Below are 16463 nucleotides of genomic sequence, written 5' to 3' on the forward strand. Positions count from 1 at the left end.
TGCGCCATGACGGCAGAGCGTCTTTTTTTCCTTTCCCGGGATGACTGGTCCCTTCACCGAAAAGGCCAACTGGACCAGATGCGCCACCAGGAAAGGGTTCGAGAGGCGATCCGCGAGAACCTCTCCGACTTGATCTCCGAAGAATCGATCATTCTCAACCGGAACGGCCAGAAGGTGAAAGTGCCGATCCGCACCCTGGAAGAAGTTCGCTTCCGCTTCAACCGGGACAAACAGTCCCACGTCGGCCAAGGGGATGGAACGGGCCAACCCGGTGACACCATCGGCAGGGCGGCCCCCGGCACCGGTCAGGGCTTTGGCGCCGGCGACCAACCCGGCGAAGACATCTATGAAGCGGAAGTTTCGGAGGAAGAGCTGGCGGCCATCGTCTTCGAGGGATGGGAGCTTCCCGATCTGAAGCAAAAGGAGGAAGACCAACTCCCCGCGGAGCGCCCGGTCTTTGACGACATCCGCAAACGGGGGCTTATGGGAAACCTGGACAAGAAGCGAACCTACCTGGAAAGCCTCAAGCGCTCCCTGCGGGAGGGGAGCGCTTCCCCGACCCTTCGGCCGGAGGACCTGCGGTTCAAAACCTGGAACGAGAAGGAGCTGCCCCAATCCAAGGCGGCCGTGTTCGCCATGATGGATACCTCCGGCTCCATGGGAACCTTTCACAAGTGGATGGCCAGGGCCTTCTTCCACTGGATGGTCAAATTTCTCAAGACCCGGTATCCCCACGTGGAGACCGTGTTTCTGGCCCACCACACCGAAGCGATGCAGGTGACGGAGGAACAATTTTTCCACCGGGTCGAAAGCGGGGGAACCCGCTGTTCATCGGTGTACGAGTTGGCGCTGCAGCTGATCGAAACCCGCTATCCCGCGCATCGGTACAATCTGTACGCCTACCATTTCACCGACGGAGACAACTTGACCAGCGACAACGAACCGACGGTGGAACTGACCCGGCGTCTCATCGAGAGCTGCAACCGGGTGGGTTACGGGGAAATCAATCCCAACGCCCGCTCCAACACCCTGATGCAACACATGCGGTCCATCAAGCATCCGGCCTTTGTCACGGCCACTTTCCGTTCCAAAGAAGACATCCATCCGGCTCTGAAGCGGTTTTTCTCCCGCGCCGACGGCGAAGGGGGGAGCCGGAATGCAATTCGTTGACATGGAACGGCTGGAACGGGCGATTGAAGAGATCACGGAACGGGCCCTGGCCTCCGGGCTCGACTTTTTCCCGATGCGATACGAAATCACTCCGCCGGACATCCTCTACTCCATCGGCGCCTACGGAATGCCCACCCGGTTTTCCCACTGGAGTTTCGGCAAAGCCTACTACCGGATGAAAACCGATTACGATTACGGCCTGAGCAAGATCTACGAGCTGGTGATCAATTCCAATCCCTGTTACGCCTTTCTGCTGGAATCCAACTCCCTGCTCCAAAACAAGCTGATTGTCGCCCACGTCCTGGGCCACAGCGACTTTTTCAAAAACAACGCCTATTTTTCCCTCACCAACCGGAACATGGTGGAAAGCATGGCGGTCACCGCCCGCCGCATTCGCGCCTACGAAGAACAATACGGTCGGAAAACGGTGGAAACCTTCCTGGACGCCGTCCTGTCCATCAACGAACACGTCGATCCCCACACCGTCTTCCGGGACGGCACCCCCACCGGTTACCGCCCCCAATCTCCGGAAGACCCGGGCGGCGGAGAACCGATGGGAGCCGCCGATTCCTCCCGGGAGGAGGCGCAGGCAAAGGGCTCCGCTTTGGGCCCGGCCCAATCGCCGAAGGAAGAAAAAGACCTGGTCCGCTTCATCGCCGACCGCTCGCCCATCCTGGAGGGATGGGAACGGGAAATCATGTACCGGCTACGGGAAGAGATGCTGTATTTCTGGCCCCAGCTGGAGACCAAGATCATGAATGAAGGATGGGCCACCTTCTGGCACGTGCAGATTCTGCGGGAAATGGACCTCGATGAGGAGGAGGCCGTCGAATTCGCCGCCATGCACTCCCGGCTCATCCAACCCCCGGTTACGGGAATCAATCCCTATCTGCTGGGATGGAAGATGTTTGTCTGGTTGGACCGGAACCTGGGCCGGGAAGCCGTCTTCGACATCCGGGCCACCGAGTCCGACGTCTCCTTCCTGCGCAACTATCTGAACAAAGAATTGGCCGAGGAGATGGATCTCTTTGTCTTCCGCCGCAGCGGCGAACATTGGAGAATCACCTCCAAGGATGTGGAGGAAGTGCGGGAACACCTCATCCGCTCCCGCATCAACGGAGGATACCCCTACATCGTGGCCTGCGACGACAACTACCAAAACCGAGGGGAGCTCTACCTGCTCCACCGCTACGACGGAACCGAACTGGACACCCGTTACATCGCCAAAACGCTCCCGATGGTCTATCGCCTCTGGGGACGTCCCGTCCACCTGGAAACGGTGATCAGCGACCAAAACGTCCGCTACACCTGGGACGGCAAAAAGCTGTCCCACCGGGTGTGAGGAAAGACGATATTCGGGAGAATCCCGGGTCATGCGCCGGATTTGAAACAGAAAAGGACCCTTTGGCCCCCTGCCATCCTCCCAAGGGCAGGGGACCGTTTTTTGCGAAAAGCTTTGCTTTTCCTCTCTTTTTTCGCAGCGAAGGCGGCATGACTCCATCCGCCTGTTTTCGCACCGTGCCCCCCACGTGATCCGGCAGGATGAGGAAGCGCTTTTACTTTGTGGGAAAGGCTCTTCCCATAAAGATGAGCCCTCCCATCAACTACTCCCATCGCGGCCGCACGTTTTTCTCCTTGATCTTCCGGTTCACTTCCTCGATCATCTGCTGTCCCCCGCTCTCCAGATACCGGCGTACGGCCCGGTCCCACGCGGACAGGGGCAGGTCGCCGGTGATCATTTTGGCCTGTTCATTCAACAGATCCCGGGTAATCTTCAGTCCGATCCGCGCTTCGGTCTCGGAATATACCTGGTGAATCGGGTTCAGCCAGTGACGGGTCTCCGCATGCATTTTCTCCAGTTCTTCCGCCAGTTCTTTAAAGGCGCTGTTCTTGTAGGTCAGGGAATAACGGTTCGCCTCGTCACTCGGAGCCCACATTTTGTTGTCAAGGAGATAATGCCAAGGGGCCATTCCCTTGGTCCGCTCCGTAATAACCGGCCGACCGTCGACCATGTGGTACCCTTTCCCTTCGTGCCCGTACATCCAATCGAAGTCTTCATTGTCCGGATTTCTCTCCTCCCAGGAATAAAACCGGCGACCAAAATCGATGATCTCCAAAATCCGGCGAACTTTTCCGGGTTCATCCTTCAGCTTGGCGGAAAGTGCGTTCATCATGTAATAGCCGGAACCGGCGGTATATCCTCTCGAACCGTCCGGAGCTTCGAAAGGGGGAATGGGTGTAGGATCGGCTTTCGGGTGGATTTTTTGCAGTGCCTCCATATTCGCTTCCGGCATCTCCACGGGACCCCGGACGAAGATTCCCGCCTTTCCTGCATAAAACTCCTTGACGGCCTCGGTGGGACTATACACCGCGAAGTCTTTGGGAATCGCTCCCTCCTGGTACAGTTCCCGCATCATCCGGATAAACTCTTTCCAATGCTCGGTGATGACGCCGGGCACGTATTGCCCCCGCTCGTTTTGGTGATACCATGCGTTCATATCCCAGTAGGCCCCGAAATGGTAGTGGGGCCACAGATCTTTTCCCAGGACCATCCCGTATGTGTCGTCCTTGCCGTTTCCGTCGGGATCGTTCTTGGTGAACGCGATGGCCACCTCCTTCAACTCTTCATAGTTGGTAGGCATCTTTAAACCGAGATTGTCCAGCCAGTCCTGGCGGATGACCGGCGTATTCAGGTAATATTTCGGAAAATACTTGGGGATGGCATAAATCTTCCCATCCACCGTCACGGCGTTCCACACTTCCTGCGGAACAGCTTTCAAGGTGGGATAATCGTCGATGTATTCGTTCAGCGGAAGGAAAGCCCCCTGCTTCGCCCATCTGAAAAAGTTCGCCCGATCGATCTGGGATTCAAAACCGATGACGTCGGGGATATCCCCGGAAGCCATGCGGGCTGTCAGTTTCTCCAGATAATCCGTGTAGACTCCGTATTCTCTTTGGTAATCCACTTGGAACTTCTCCTCGATCATCCGTACGCCTTCCCCGTCCTTCGGCGGAATGTCCCCATACACGAAATCCAGGGAGGTGATCGTATATTTCCCGTTTTCGGGAACCTCCTGCGTCGCCTCCTGGGTGGAACAGGCGGAAATGCCCGACGCCAAACTCACAGCCAGCAATCCCGTCAGACACTTACGCCAACCTTTCATCGCGGCAACCTCCAAAAGAGTGGCTTTTTTAAACAATTCTACAATTTGATGCTAACTCCTTTCGAAAAAAGCCTGATGACTGGACTAAGGAAGTCCCACTCTCCCATTGACCGTACATCCGTGCGCCCCTTGACGCACGGCGCAAACCCGCGTGATGTCACTTCGACTTGTCAACAATTCCGGGGAATACCGGATGGGCCCCTCATATGCAAACCCTGCCGAATCCCCTTTATCGCCCTCCGCATAAAGAAAGCGGGGAAAGGGTGTCCCCGCTCCGTGGTCATTTCTTGATAAACGGCAAAAACCGCCGCCCGAAATCGCTGACGGAAAAATCCCCCGCGACTTGGCGGTAATAGGTCTTCTTCACCACCTCGATCAACCAGACGGGAATCTTTCGGCCGGCGATCAGGGGGTAAAATTTGCGGTACGCCTGGACCAAATGGTCCCAGCGCCCGTCATTTCCGGGTTTCACGTATTCGGAGACGTCCAGCAGCTTGGCGCGCCCCTGCTGGAGAAGCACGTTTTTCAGGTGGATGTCGCGGGGATTGAGCCCCGCCCGACGGGCATAGTCCCGGGCTTTCTCCACATCGTCGATCGCCTGCTCCGGAATGGGAATCCCTTTGACCAGGCAGTCATAAAGGGTGGGGCCCTCCTCGTAGCTCAACACAAGATAAAAACTCCCCTTCCCGTAACAGACCGGGAAATAGGGAGACCGTCCCAGTCGCCGGTAGGCGGCATATTCATTTTCCCTGGATTGACTGCGCCCCTCGGCATACACCTTAAACGCCAACCGCGGAAAATCGGGATAGCGAACCACCACCGCATCGGTACCCGTCCCGACCACTGTCAGGGGCGGTGGGACGGACACGACGCTGACGGGATGATTATCCGGATTGGCTTCGATGCGGATTTTTTTCAACAAGGGTTCGATCGACTGCCAAGACATGATGTTCTCTCCCTGTTCGTGATGCGGAGTTCGGCTCCACTCCCGCGCGCCCGCCGCCGGGACGCCCCCTTCCCGCAGCCTTTTTCCGACCAGCGATAATTGAGAGAGCCATTGTTCCCTAATACACCTTTCCTCTTCCCTGCAAACGAAAAACCCCATTTCCCATCAATCTTTTTCCAATTCACTCCCCCGGCAAGCAAACGTTTATGCAATTGACAAGGGAGCAATCGTCACCGTCCGTTCATTTTCGCTATACTGAAAGGTGAACTGTGAAAGGAGGGAAGGGGATGAAGCAAAAAACGACCGTCACGCTCCTGATCGGCGACTTGCTCATCGTCCTGTTGTTTTCAGCAATCGGTAGGGTCAGCCATCACATGGTTCCGGATCCCTTGTCGGTTCTCAACACCGCCTTTCCCTTCGCCGTCGCCTGGTTGGCGGCGGGGGCGCTGACGGGCGTCTTTAAACCCGGCTCGGCCGAAAGCGTAGGAAAAGCCTTCAAAGTCACCCTGTTGACCCTGGTAATCGCCGCCCCCCTTGGCGTCCTTTTGCGCAGCCTGTTGCTCGGACGAATGATGGCTCCCTCCTTTTGGATTGTCGGTTCGGTCAGTCTGGCGATTTTGATGCTCACTTGGCGTCTGTTATATGCTTATTTTAAAAAGAATGAGGCGTGAGGTGACCACCGGATGGACAGCTTCGTGTTCCGCAATCCTACCAAACTGATCTTCGGAAAAGGAAAGCTGGAAGCGTTGAAAACCGAACTGCCCCGGGGCGGAAAGATCCTTCTCGTCTACGGGGGCGGAAGCATCAAGCGAAGGCATCTATCAAAAGACCTTGTCCCTGCTGGATGAGATCGGCGCCGAGATGCATGAGCTCCCCGGAGTGGAACCCAATCCGCGCCTCTCCACCGTTCATCGGGGGGTGGAGATCTGCCGCACGAAGGGGATTGATTTTCTCTTGGCGGTGGGGGGCGGAAGCGTCATCGACTGCACCAAGGCGATCGCCATCGGGGCAAAGTACGAAGGGGACGTGTGGGAGATCATCTCCCGAAAGGCGGAGCCTGCAGACGCTCTTCCCCTGGGAACGGTGCTGACCCATGCGGCGACCGGCTCGGAAATGAACCACATTTCGGTGATCACCAATTGGGAGACCAAGGAAAAGATCGGCTGGGGATCCCCGCTGGTCTATCCCCGGTTTTCCATCCTCGATCCGGTCCACACCTTCAGCGTTCCGAAAGAACAAACGGTGTACGGCATCGTCGACATGATGTCCCACGCCTTTGAGGAATACTTCAGCCCGTCACCCAACGTTCCCCTGCAGGAACGGTTTGCCGAGTCCATTCTGACGACGGTGATCGAAACGGCGCCCAAACTGGTGAACGACCTGGAAAACTATGAATACCGGGAAACCATCATGCTCTGTGGAACGATGGCTTTGAACGGCGTACTCAAAATGGGCATGAGGGGTGATTGGGCAACCCACAACCTGGAACACGCCGTCTCGGCGGTCTACGACATTCCCCACGGTGCAGGGCTGGCCATCCTGTTTCCCAACTGGATGCGCTACATGGTGGAAAAGGGCACTGCCCTCCCCAAGTTCCTCCAGTTGGCCACTCGCGTCTTCGGGGTGGACCCGTCCGGAAAAGAAGACCGGGAGATCGCCCTCGAGGGGATCGATCGATTGCGTGCCTTCTGGAGCGCTCTCGGCGCCCCGGCGCGGCTGGCCGACTACAACATCGGCGAGGATGCCCTGGGCCTTCTGGCCGACAAAGCGATGTACGCCGGTCCCTTCGGACGCCTTCGCCCCTTGGAAAGGGAGGATGTCCTGCAAATTTTGAGGATGTCGCTGTGATTCCCGTTCGTCACACCGCCTCACCCGAAAAGGGGTGAGGCGGTTTGTTCTTTAAATACTTGCGAAAGGGCCGACAGATTAAACCTCTCCCAAACGGAAAAATCCCGGCATGCGCCGGGACTGACTCCGTGCCGATATTGTCGGGAGAGGGGCCTGAGCCGCCATGCGAGCAAAACGAAGCGGTATACCCTCTTCGGCATCCGCTGGGGATGGTTGGTGGGGACCGTTTTTCCCGCCTCGGCTCCATGCAGCAGGGGTCGCTTCTCGGAAAATCGGTCCCTCCAACACGTGAACCTGGAAACCGTTCGTCCTTTTCACAAGCCTACGGGCTTTTTGATTCCCTTGCCGTTTCCTGCTCCCGGATCAGCCGGTCGATCGTCTCCCTCAGCCGGGCCACTTCCCGCTCCAGGGATTCAATCCTCTCTTTCAGGGAAACGACGTCTCCGCTCTCCGACCGCCTTTTCAGCCGCCAGCGCTGAATCCGCTCGTAAAGGAGCAACAGGCTGGGATCGTTCAGCACCACATCCATGATGCCGTCTTCAAAGGTCTCCCTGTAGCCGGGCATCCCGTGATCCTTTCCGTCGAGAAGATGTTTCTCCAGCAGTTCCGGTATCCGGTCGTTGTTCGGCCCGCCGCTCTGTCGGTAGAAAGCCTCAATCCGCTGTTCCATGGTCATCTTTTCATTTCCCATGCGATCCCTCCATCCGGTTGCCGTCCGCATCGGGTCAAGCTCTCTTGGAACGGATCACTCGCCACACCACATACAGGGCGGTGATCGCCGAACCCCACAGCATGCTCACCGCCAGCCAGCGAAGGGAAGGAATCGAAAGCACCTGCTCGCCTCCGAAGGAAAGAAGCAGGGAACTGCCCACGAACAGCCCGCTGGCCATCATGCCCAGAGTGATGCGGTTCACCATCCGGTTCAACAGGCGGGCGGAATCATCGTCCAGACGATTCACCACCACCCATTTCCAATCGTTCCAGGCCAGCTTCTCCAGGATCTTGTTGATCCGGCGCGGAAGGGTGGCGACGAGCTTGGCGGCCTCCGTGATCCAGCTGGCGTTGGCCCGATAGTTGAATCGACGCCCCAGCCAGCGGCGAAGAATCTGCACGTCAGCCGACTCCAGCACCACATGATAGCTGATCTCGGGACACAGCCACCGGGCTGTTCCCTCCGCCGCCGAAAATCCCTTGGCCCACAGGGCCAGGCCGTTGGGAATCCGGCAGTAGTTGCGCATGGCGACGGTGATCGCCTGAATCAGCAGGTTGCCCCAGTTGTACTTGCTCCCCTGTTCACTATTGACGTATCGGATAAAGACCGTTCGAATCTCATCCTTCAGGCGGACGGGATCCGTATACGGGGTCGGCTGGACAATGTCCAATGCAGCCTCCGCGGCGTCCTCCGCCTGATTCAGCCGGATGTGGAGCAACATCCGGAAAATCGCTTCGGTGTGCAGGGCATCCAGGCGACCCACCATGCCCCAGTCGATGCCGATCACCTTTTTGGTATGGCGGTCCAGGATGAGGTTGGAGCCGTGGGGATCGGCGTGATAATACCCTTCGGTGAAGGTCTTGATATAGTAGTGGGCCAGGTCCATCATCCGTTCAAACCGCTCTTCAAAGGTGAGAAAATCGACCGGAAACTCCTTCAGATTCCACCCGTCCACATACTCCATCACCAACACGGATGTAGTCGCGTGATAAACTTCGGGAACGCCGATTGTTTCAAACTCCTCGCCGAGCCGGCCGTGTTCCTCCATGTTTCGCGCCTCGGAGCGCATATCCAGCTCATTCATCGAACTGCTGTAATAATCGTCGACCAATCCCGGCAGATCGACGGCCGCCGCCCACTCGGGAGGGAGAAGCTTGTGAACACGCCTCGCGAATTTCCGGATCACCGCAATATCCGTTTGAAACAGCTTTCCCACATGGGGACGAACCACTTTGACCGCGCACATGCGCCCGTCCTTCATTCGGGCCCGGTAAACCTGGGCCAACGAGGCGGAACCGATCGGTTCCCTGTCGATCCATTCGAAGGTGTCCAGACCCTCGGGCAACTCCTCATCCATGACGTAGGCCATATACCGGAAGGGCATCGGGGGAACCTCATCCAGCAACTTGGCCAGCTCCGCCGTAACAGGTTCCGGGATCAATTCCTGCCGGGTGACCAGCACCTGTCCCAGCTTGATGAAAGTGGGACCCAATTCCTCAAAGGCGAGGCGAAGGCGACGGCCGATCCGCTTCAGTTCCTGATCTTCCTCCGGCGTGGTCCTCTTGCCCGGAAACCAACGAAACATCCTCCGGTCCGTCAACAAATAAAGCAGCCCGTGTTTGGCCATGACTCCTGCGATGGATCGAAAGCGTCCGCCCCTTGTGATGGCCCTCCGCATCTTCCAAATCTCCTGCCGGATCTTTTCCTTTTCCTCCGCGGAGAACCGCTCCGCCGTCACCGCAGATTTCTCTTCCTGATCCTTCGGGACCGGAGTTGCCACCGCGATATCCCCCCTTTGGCGGCGCGGAGATGTTTCCGCACCGCCCGACGTTCACTCCGTTGCTCAGAACTCTTCCTTCACCGTCTTCATCGTCTCTTCACTCAAGCTGGAGAGATCCTTCACCGATTTTCCGCGCGCCCGTTCCAACAGGCTCATCCGGATGTCGAACTGTTTCATGGCGTATTGGGTCATCTCTTCCTTATCCAGCCCGAAGGGGAGTTCATCCACCTGATTGATCAATTCGTTCACCACGCCGATGGCCACCGGCAGGAGGAACTCCATCCGCTTCTGGATCACATCCCACACGTCGTGTTCGATGATGAGGCGCTGCAGAAGATATACGCCGTAGGCGATGTGACGGGATTCATCCCGCTGCAGGTAATGGAAGGCCTGGACGGTCCCGGGCATGATGCCGAGCCGTTTGTAGGATTGGAAGGTGGAGTAATACCCCGTCTCCGCCAGAACGCCTTCCACAATCATGTTGTAGGTGACGGACGCCTCCGCCTGCGCCTCCGGGGAGGGATCGTGATTTAACCGCTCCATGGCCTGCGGCAGATACTCGTAAAACATTTTCCGGTAATTGTCCAGGTGATACACGGACAAGTCCTTCTCGGGGACATCGCCCACCTCGTCCAGAAAACGGCGAAAGATCTCGGTGTGCTTCGCCTCTTCGAAGAGGAAGGTGGTCAGGTACATCTCCTCTTCCAGCCGTCCCTCGTTGGAAATCACCTGGATCAGGGGAAGCAAATCCCGGGTGACCGCTTCCTCGCCGGCCTGAAACATGGCGCACAGGCGCAGGGTCATTTCCTTTTCCACATCATCAAATTTTTCCCAGTCCTTTTTGTCCTGGGTCAAATCGATGTCTCTCGGATCCCAAACCCCCAACTTTTTGGCCTTGTGATACAAACGCATGGGCAGAAGGGAATGATCCAGGCCCCTCTCGCTGGTGGTCTGCATCACGCGCATGTTTTTTTCCTCCCCTCTCATTTCAGGGCTTCAGGAATTTCCGTATCCACTTTCAGCGCATCCTCCAACAGATATTTGGCCGCCATCACATAACCGGACAGGGTGGACATATCCCCTTTTACCAGCTTCAACCTGCCGCGCATCAGAGTCGAAACGGGCTCCAGCTTCCGCTCAAAGATCAATTTCCACGTGTAGGGATCGGCACTGACCACGTACGGAGCCTTTTCCAGATCCTCCTCCGTCGCCGCCCGGGCCTCGCGGCACTCCCCGTGCCACAGATCCAGATAGATGGCCCGGTCTTCGTCCAAACCGACGGACTCATCCTTTTCCACTTTCAACACCAAAGGCCACTCCCAGGTCGAGGCCACCTTCCGATAGTTTTGGTTTTGGTTCAAATGTTTGGCCCATTCCTTCGCCCATTCCTCCGTAAACGCTTCATATGCCATCCCTATCCACTCCCTTTCGATGATCAATCTCCGATGAAACGATTGGACCGCGGGCACGCAATCTCCGCCGCTTCGACAAAAAGGCTTAAATGGCATGTTACAACTTCTTTCGTATCACCCCCCAAATGGATACGAGTACGTACTGGTATCAACAGGGGCACGGGTTTTCCCCGGAACCTTTCACCGACCGTTTCTTCGGAAAATACCGGGCGGAAGGACCTCCGGCAAGGGAAAGATGACAGGGAAAACGGCTGTCCGTTTTCTCACCCGCCTTCGGCCCTTCTTTTTTTCTTCTTCGTCTTGTCTGATTATTCCTTCATATTTGTCAAAAAAGGATTGCCCCCGGCAAGGCTTTCATCTATTTTTTCGTCAAATACCGCACGAGCGCGTCGACGGCCTGTCTGGACGCATTCCCCTCCGCCGAAAGGACAATTTCCGTTCCCCGGAACAGACCCAGCCCGACCACCGCCCAGTAGTCGTCGGCCTTGACCGCCTTCTTCCCTTTCTTGATCATCACCGAGGCGTCATATTTTTTGACTTCTTTCACCAGCTCGCGCGCGCGAACCAGCCCGATCGTCTTCGCCAGCTTCACCTTTTCTTCAATGACGGCGCCTGAATCATCGGGCGGCTCTCCGCCGGCCGGGGGCGGTTCGGTTTGATTCGGATCCTCCGATCCGGAACCGGGACCCTCTGCCGGGTTATCCGTCTCATCGGAAACGCCGTCTCCTTTTTCATCCCCGGACGGTTTTTCTTCTCCTTCCTTCTCCCCGTCCTTCGCCTCCGAATCTTCGTCCTTCGTCGGCGTCGTCGACATTTCACGCAGGCGCTCGTTGATCTCTTCCTCCATCTCTTTCCGGGAGGACTGGGCAAAGGGACGGAGATCCAGGACAGGGCCGTCCGGTTTCAGGGAGACCCCGGGTTGGGTGCTCATTTCGAGTCCGTGCAGGTCGATCTGTTTCGCTTCCAGCCGATCCACCTTCATGAAGACATCATGAAGAACGATGGAAGGAATGGAGTCACCGATCTGTATCGGAAGGCCTTTGATGCGAAAACCCAGGGCCGTGGCATCCGCTTGCAGCCCGCGGATCGGCACCACGCCTCCGTCGGCGATCTCCATTCCCCAACCGCGGCCTTGATGGGCGGCCGCCATCTTCATGCCGTAGACTTTCGCTTCCCCGGCAATCATCCGCAACACGGGCCCGCCGTCATTCCCGATGGCCAAAAGCGGGAGCAAACCCTTGATTTCGATCCGGTCGGCCCGGATCACCACCCCTTGACTCCAGTCGGCCGCATGAGCCGGTGCGGCTCCCCCGAAAAAGGGAAGCAGGGCCAGCGTCAGAAGGCCGGTCAACAAAAAGGCCTTCTTGCAGATTCGCCTGAAAAGCTTCAAAAGCGGGTTCACCCCCTTCGTCCGGGTTGCTTCCCCACAACCTTCACAACCATGAAACCCTTCGCCTCAATCGGCGCCGCCTTCGTTCTCCGCCTTGGCGACAATCGGCCACTCGGGCTTCTTCTCTTTTCGCGTCCGCATCCAGCGCCTTCTTTCGCCCGCTTTCCCGCTCTTCCCGAGGGATCGCTTTCCGTCCGGATCCCAGGCGGCGCAGAGGGATCCTCCGACGACCCCCAGCACCGTTCCGATCAACAGGCCGCCGAGAGCTCCCATAATGGAGATGATCGACAGCACCATGGCAAAAACACCGAGCAACCGCACATACTGCGGCATGATCCAACCGAGAATGCCGCACAGGAGGACCATCGTCCCGAAGAGAAGCCCGGTAAAGGCGAAGCTTCCGGGCACAAAGGCCAACCAGTACAGGTTGACCGGTATCCACAGGATGATGAGCCCGGCCAGGATGACGAGGATCAGACCCGCCTTCGGCCGTCGTTTCGGCGCTGACCGCCCCGTTGGTACGGGGGAGCCACCCTCGCCGGGTGGCTCATGGGACAACCTCTGTTCCGCGATCTTTTCCATTCGGCTCACCTTTCGCGCTTACTTGAGCGAAACATCCAGCGTCATGCCCGGAATCGAGATGCTGTTGGCAAAGAGGTAGTGACCCCGGATCTTCACATTTTTCAGGTTCAACGTCGGCGCGGACAGGCTGATTTTCTCCAGGGGATTGGTGCTGTACTTTTCCTCCACCTTCAGTTTTTTGAAAGAGGAATCCGCGGTCATCCGGGTCATGTCCAGAACCAGTCCCGACGCCTTCACATCCTTGGACGCCGTAATCAGAACGCGGGCCTTTAAGGACCCCAGTTCGAAGTCCTTGTACAGTTTCATCCCTTTGATCACGCCGTCCAGGCTGGAGCTGGCCTGGGGATAAACGGATCTATCGCTCGTCTGCCCGATTTTGGGCAACAGCTTGAAGTTGGTGATCTGAATCTCGTCGGCCTCGACAATAAACCCTCCGATTCCGGCCACCGGCATGGCCAGGGCGACGCCACCGGTCCAGATGCCGATGCCCATGGCGAGAAGCAGGGCGAGGGCGGCCGACATACTGATCCAAAACTTCTTCCACCGATACATCGCACAACCTCCTTTTGGTTCGGCGGATCGATTAAGCGTTCGTTTTGGCCGGCTACCTTCTAGCACGCACGACGCAGTTCAAACCCGAGTCTCGGTGAAATTGCGAGCGACAAGGAAGGAAATTCAGACCCCATTTGTTGCAACAATCCGTATCGAAGGAAGGTTTAGACAACAGGAGAGACGGTCGGCTTGACATCATCCGCTGTCTGCGACAAGCCATTCGGGAAGGGCCTGTTCACCGTCCCTTCCCCCGAGCATCACCTCCCTTCCCGGAAAACGGAGGTTACTGAATATTGAGCCAGATGCTCTTAACCTCCGTGAAATGCTCGAGGGCTTCCTTCCCTTTTTCCCGCCCCCATCCGCTCTCCTTGAAGCCTCCCCACGGACTGGTGGGATCCATCAGGTTGTATCCGTTCACCCACACGGTTCCGGCGCGGAGAGCGTGGGCCACCTGGATTCCCTTTTTGAGGTCGCGGGTCCAGACGCCGGCGGCCAGTCCGTATTTCGTCGCGTTGGCCCTTTTCACCACGTCGGACAATTCCTCGAAGGGCATCACCGCCAGCACGGGGCCGAAAATTTCTTCCCGTGCGATCGTCATCTCGTCTTCGGCCTCCATCACCGTCGGCTTGACGAAATACCCCTGACCTTCGCCCTTTTCACCGCCGGTGAGCAGTTTCGCCCCTTCGTCAATTCCCCGCTGAATATACCCGAGCACTCGCTCCATGTGTTGCCGGCTGACGAGCGGCCCCATCTGGGTCATCCAGTCGACGCCGGGCCCCTGCCGGATCGACTTGGCCTTCTCCACCACGGCTTCCAGCACGTCCTCATACACGTCCCGGTGAACGTACATCCGGGATCCGGCGCTGCACACTTCCCCCTGGTTGAAGAAAATGCTCATCATGACGCCGCCGGCCACCGCCTCCAGATCGGCATCGGGGAAAACGATGTTGGGGGACTTCCCGCCGAGCTCCAGGGTGACCCGCTTGAAGTCGTCCCCCGCGGCGCGAACAATCTCTTTCCCGACCCGGTTCGACCCGGTAAAGGTGATCTTATCCACATCCGGATGCCTCACCAGCGCGGAACCGGCACGCGGACCGTAACCCGGAACGATGTTGACAACGCCCGGAGGAAACCCCGCTTCCTGAATCAGCTCCCCGAGCCGGATCGCCGTCAACGGCGTGATCTCCGACGGCTTCAACACCACCGTGTTGCCGCAGGCAAGCGCCGGAGCCAATTTCCACGAGGAGATCAGGAGCGGAAAATTCCACGGAACGATCGCACCGACGACGCCTACGGGTTCCCGACGGGTATACGCCAAATAACTTCCGGGAAAGGAGACGGGCAGCACATCTCCGGTCAGCTTCGTGGCCCAACCGGCGAAATAGCGGAATTGCTCCACGGTCAAAGGGATATCCGCCACCGACGTCTCCGTAAGGGGCTTGCCGGTGTCCAGGGATTCGAGCTGGCACAGCTCGTCGGCGTTCTCCTCGATCAGATCCGCCAGCTTCCAGAGCAGCCGGCCCCTCTCGGCCGGAGAAATCCGGCTCCAGGGGCCCTCCAAAGCCCTTCTCGCCGAACGGACCGCTTCATCCACGTCGCCCTCGTCCGCTTCGTACAGAAATGCCAAGGGCTCTCCGGTGGCCGGATCAAGGGTGCTGAAGGTGCGTTCCGCCTTGGAGGGCACCCACCGCCCGTGGATCAACAGTTTCTTCGTTCCGCCCCGGATAAAGTCCCGCACAGAGGGCAAAACGGAAGGAAGCTCCAGTGTCGATGTCAAATCTTCCATGTTACGAATACACCCCCGGCCCATTCAAAATCCGTCTCTCCGACCGTTGCCGAAGCTTTCCCGCACCTGCAAATCGGGGGAAATCACGTCACCTGCAGAATCACCTTGCTCGCCTTGCGCTGATCAAAGAGGCGATACCCTTCGGGAGCCTGCTCCAGGGGCAGGCGGTGGCTGATCACCACGGTGGGGTCGATTCGCCCGCTCCGCACCAATGACAGGGTGGTGTCGATATCCCGGTGGATGTTGGCCAACCCGATCCGGAAGGTGATATCCTTCGTCAGGCTGTTCATCAGGGGATACTCAAAGGTGCTTTCGGAGGTGACTCCGATGGCGGAGATGCGCCCCCCTCCCCGAACCAGTTCGAAGGCCAGCTGGATGGTCTTCGATCCGCCCACCGCCTCGATCACCGCGTCAACCCCTTCTCCGTCGGTCATCCGGGTGATGTGGGAAACGGGGTTCACTTCCCCGGCCGGCACCGGCACGGCGCCCAGTTTTTCAGCCAGGGCCGTCCTCTCCTTCAGCAGATCGACCGCGAAGACCCGGGAAGCCCCCAGGACCAGGGCGCTCTGCACCGCCATGATCCCGACGGGACCGCAGCCGATCACCGCCACCGTCTCCCCCGGCTTGAGCCCGCTGTTGACCACCGCCCCGTACGCCGTGGTCAGGATATCTCCGGAAAAGAGGGCCTGTTCGTCGGTCAATTCCTCCGGAACCCGCCGAAGCGTCTCGTCGGCATAGGGGATCCGCGCGTATTCGGCCTGGGTTCCCTGCAAATTGCCGAAGGCGACCCCGTATCCCAGCACCCCGCCGCTCGTGCATTGATGATAGAGATCGCGCCGGCACATGGGACAAGAGCCGCAGGCCACGTGAAACGCTCCCACGACGCGGTCTCCCTTCTTAAAGCGGCGGACCTGGGAGCCCGTTTCCTCCACCACGCCCACATATTCATGCCCGATGACCGATCCGGGGAGAAGTCCGGGAATGGTGCCGTGATAAAGATGCAAATCGGAACCGCAAATCGCCGCCGTTTGCACCCGGATGATCGCATCCGTCGGTTCCAGGATTTCCGGATCGGGCATCGTTTCCACTCTCACGTCGCCAACACCATGGAATGTGACCGC

At 58.1% G+C, this 16463-nt stretch carries 14 protein-coding genes and 1 pseudogene; 4 read left to right on the forward strand and 11 right to left on the reverse strand.

Annotated elements, in window-relative coordinates:
* The first annotated feature begins 6 nt into the window (after nucleotides 1-6).
* Nucleotides 7-1170 carry a sporulation protein YhbH gene (gene yhbH / locus CLV97_RS01230; RefSeq protein ID WP_106343690.1) on the forward strand — a complete coding sequence of 388 codons (1164 nt, stop codon included), beginning with the start codon at nucleotides 7-9 and terminating at the stop codon, nucleotides 1168-1170.
* Nucleotides 1157-2512, forward strand: coding sequence for a SpoVR family protein (locus CLV97_RS01235; RefSeq protein WP_106343691.1), 1356 nt, complete (start codon nucleotides 1157-1159; stop codon nucleotides 2510-2512). The genes yhbH and CLV97_RS01235 overlap by 14 nt, the downstream gene beginning before the upstream one ends.
* Before the next feature lie 262 nt (nucleotides 2513-2774).
* On the opposite strand, the gene CLV97_RS01240 is transcribed toward CLV97_RS01235, so the two are convergent.
* Nucleotides 2775-4334: an extracellular solute-binding protein gene (locus CLV97_RS01240; protein ID WP_106343692.1), complete on the reverse strand. Its 1560-nt coding sequence runs from the start codon at nucleotides 4332-4334 to the stop codon at nucleotides 2775-2777.
* Between the two features lie 280 nt (nucleotides 4335-4614).
* Entirely contained in the window at nucleotides 4615-5280 is a 666-nt protein-coding gene (locus tag CLV97_RS01245) for a serine/threonine-protein kinase (protein ID WP_146130379.1), read from the reverse strand.
* Nucleotides 5281-5567: 287 nt separating this feature from the next.
* On the opposite strand from CLV97_RS01245, the gene CLV97_RS01250 reads away from it, so the two are divergent.
* Together CLV97_RS01250 and CLV97_RS01255 are read left to right on the forward strand one after the other, a co-directional pair.
* Nucleotides 5568-5951 carry a DUF3054 domain-containing protein gene (locus CLV97_RS01250; protein ID WP_106343694.1) on the forward strand — a complete coding sequence of 128 codons (384 nt, stop codon included), beginning with the start codon at nucleotides 5568-5570 and terminating at the stop codon, nucleotides 5949-5951.
* A 12-nt stretch (nucleotides 5952-5963) separates the two neighbouring features.
* A pseudogene (locus tag CLV97_RS01255) lies at nucleotides 5964-7128 on the forward strand (iron-containing alcohol dehydrogenase).
* 322 nt (nucleotides 7129-7450) lie between these two features.
* Here the strand turns inward: CLV97_RS01255 and CLV97_RS01260 are convergent.
* From CLV97_RS01260 to CLV97_RS01300, 9 genes are all read right to left on the reverse strand, one after another.
* Nucleotides 7451-7819, reverse strand: coding sequence for a hypothetical protein (locus CLV97_RS01260; protein ID WP_106343695.1), 369 nt, complete (start codon nucleotides 7817-7819; stop codon nucleotides 7451-7453).
* A gap of 34 nt (nucleotides 7820-7853) precedes the next feature.
* On the reverse strand, nucleotides 7854-9620 hold the full coding sequence (locus CLV97_RS01265) for an ABC1 kinase family protein (protein WP_245891308.1): 1767 nt from the start codon (nucleotides 9618-9620) through the stop codon (nucleotides 7854-7856).
* A gap of 63 nt (nucleotides 9621-9683) precedes the next feature.
* Nucleotides 9684-10586 carry a R2-like ligand-binding oxidase gene (locus CLV97_RS01270; protein ID WP_106343696.1) on the reverse strand — a complete coding sequence of 301 codons (903 nt, stop codon included), beginning with the start codon at nucleotides 10584-10586 and terminating at the stop codon, nucleotides 9684-9686.
* Nucleotides 10587-10603: 17 nt separating this feature from the next.
* Nucleotides 10604-11032, reverse strand: coding sequence for an SCP2 sterol-binding domain-containing protein (locus tag CLV97_RS01275; RefSeq protein ID WP_106343697.1), 429 nt, complete (start codon nucleotides 11030-11032; stop codon nucleotides 10604-10606).
* Between the two features lie 358 nt (nucleotides 11033-11390).
* Nucleotides 11391-12422, reverse strand: a complete 1032-nt coding sequence (locus CLV97_RS01280; protein WP_106343698.1) for an HPr family phosphocarrier protein — start codon at nucleotides 12420-12422, stop codon at nucleotides 11391-11393.
* Between the two features lie 66 nt (nucleotides 12423-12488).
* Nucleotides 12489-13004, reverse strand: a complete 516-nt coding sequence (locus tag CLV97_RS01285; protein WP_106343699.1) for a DUF6114 domain-containing protein — start codon at nucleotides 13002-13004, stop codon at nucleotides 12489-12491.
* Between the two features lie 18 nt (nucleotides 13005-13022).
* Nucleotides 13023-13556, reverse strand: a complete 534-nt coding sequence (locus tag CLV97_RS01290) for a DUF6230 family protein (protein WP_106343700.1) — start codon at nucleotides 13554-13556, stop codon at nucleotides 13023-13025.
* Between the two features lie 283 nt (nucleotides 13557-13839).
* Nucleotides 13840-15342 carry an aldehyde dehydrogenase family protein gene (locus CLV97_RS01295; protein ID WP_106343701.1) on the reverse strand — a complete coding sequence of 501 codons (1503 nt, stop codon included), beginning with the start codon at nucleotides 15340-15342 and terminating at the stop codon, nucleotides 13840-13842.
* Nucleotides 15343-15425: 83 nt separating this feature from the next.
* Complete coding sequence (locus CLV97_RS01300; protein WP_245891309.1) at nucleotides 15426-16436, reverse strand: alcohol dehydrogenase family protein; 1011 nt, start codon at nucleotides 16434-16436, stop codon at nucleotides 15426-15428.
* Nucleotides 16437-16463: the final 27 nt, after the last annotated feature.

The organism is Planifilum fimeticola (assembly GCF_003001905.1).
In the GTDB taxonomy this organism is placed as follows: Bacteria; Bacillota; Bacilli; order Thermoactinomycetales; family DSM-44946; genus Planifilum; species Planifilum fimeticola.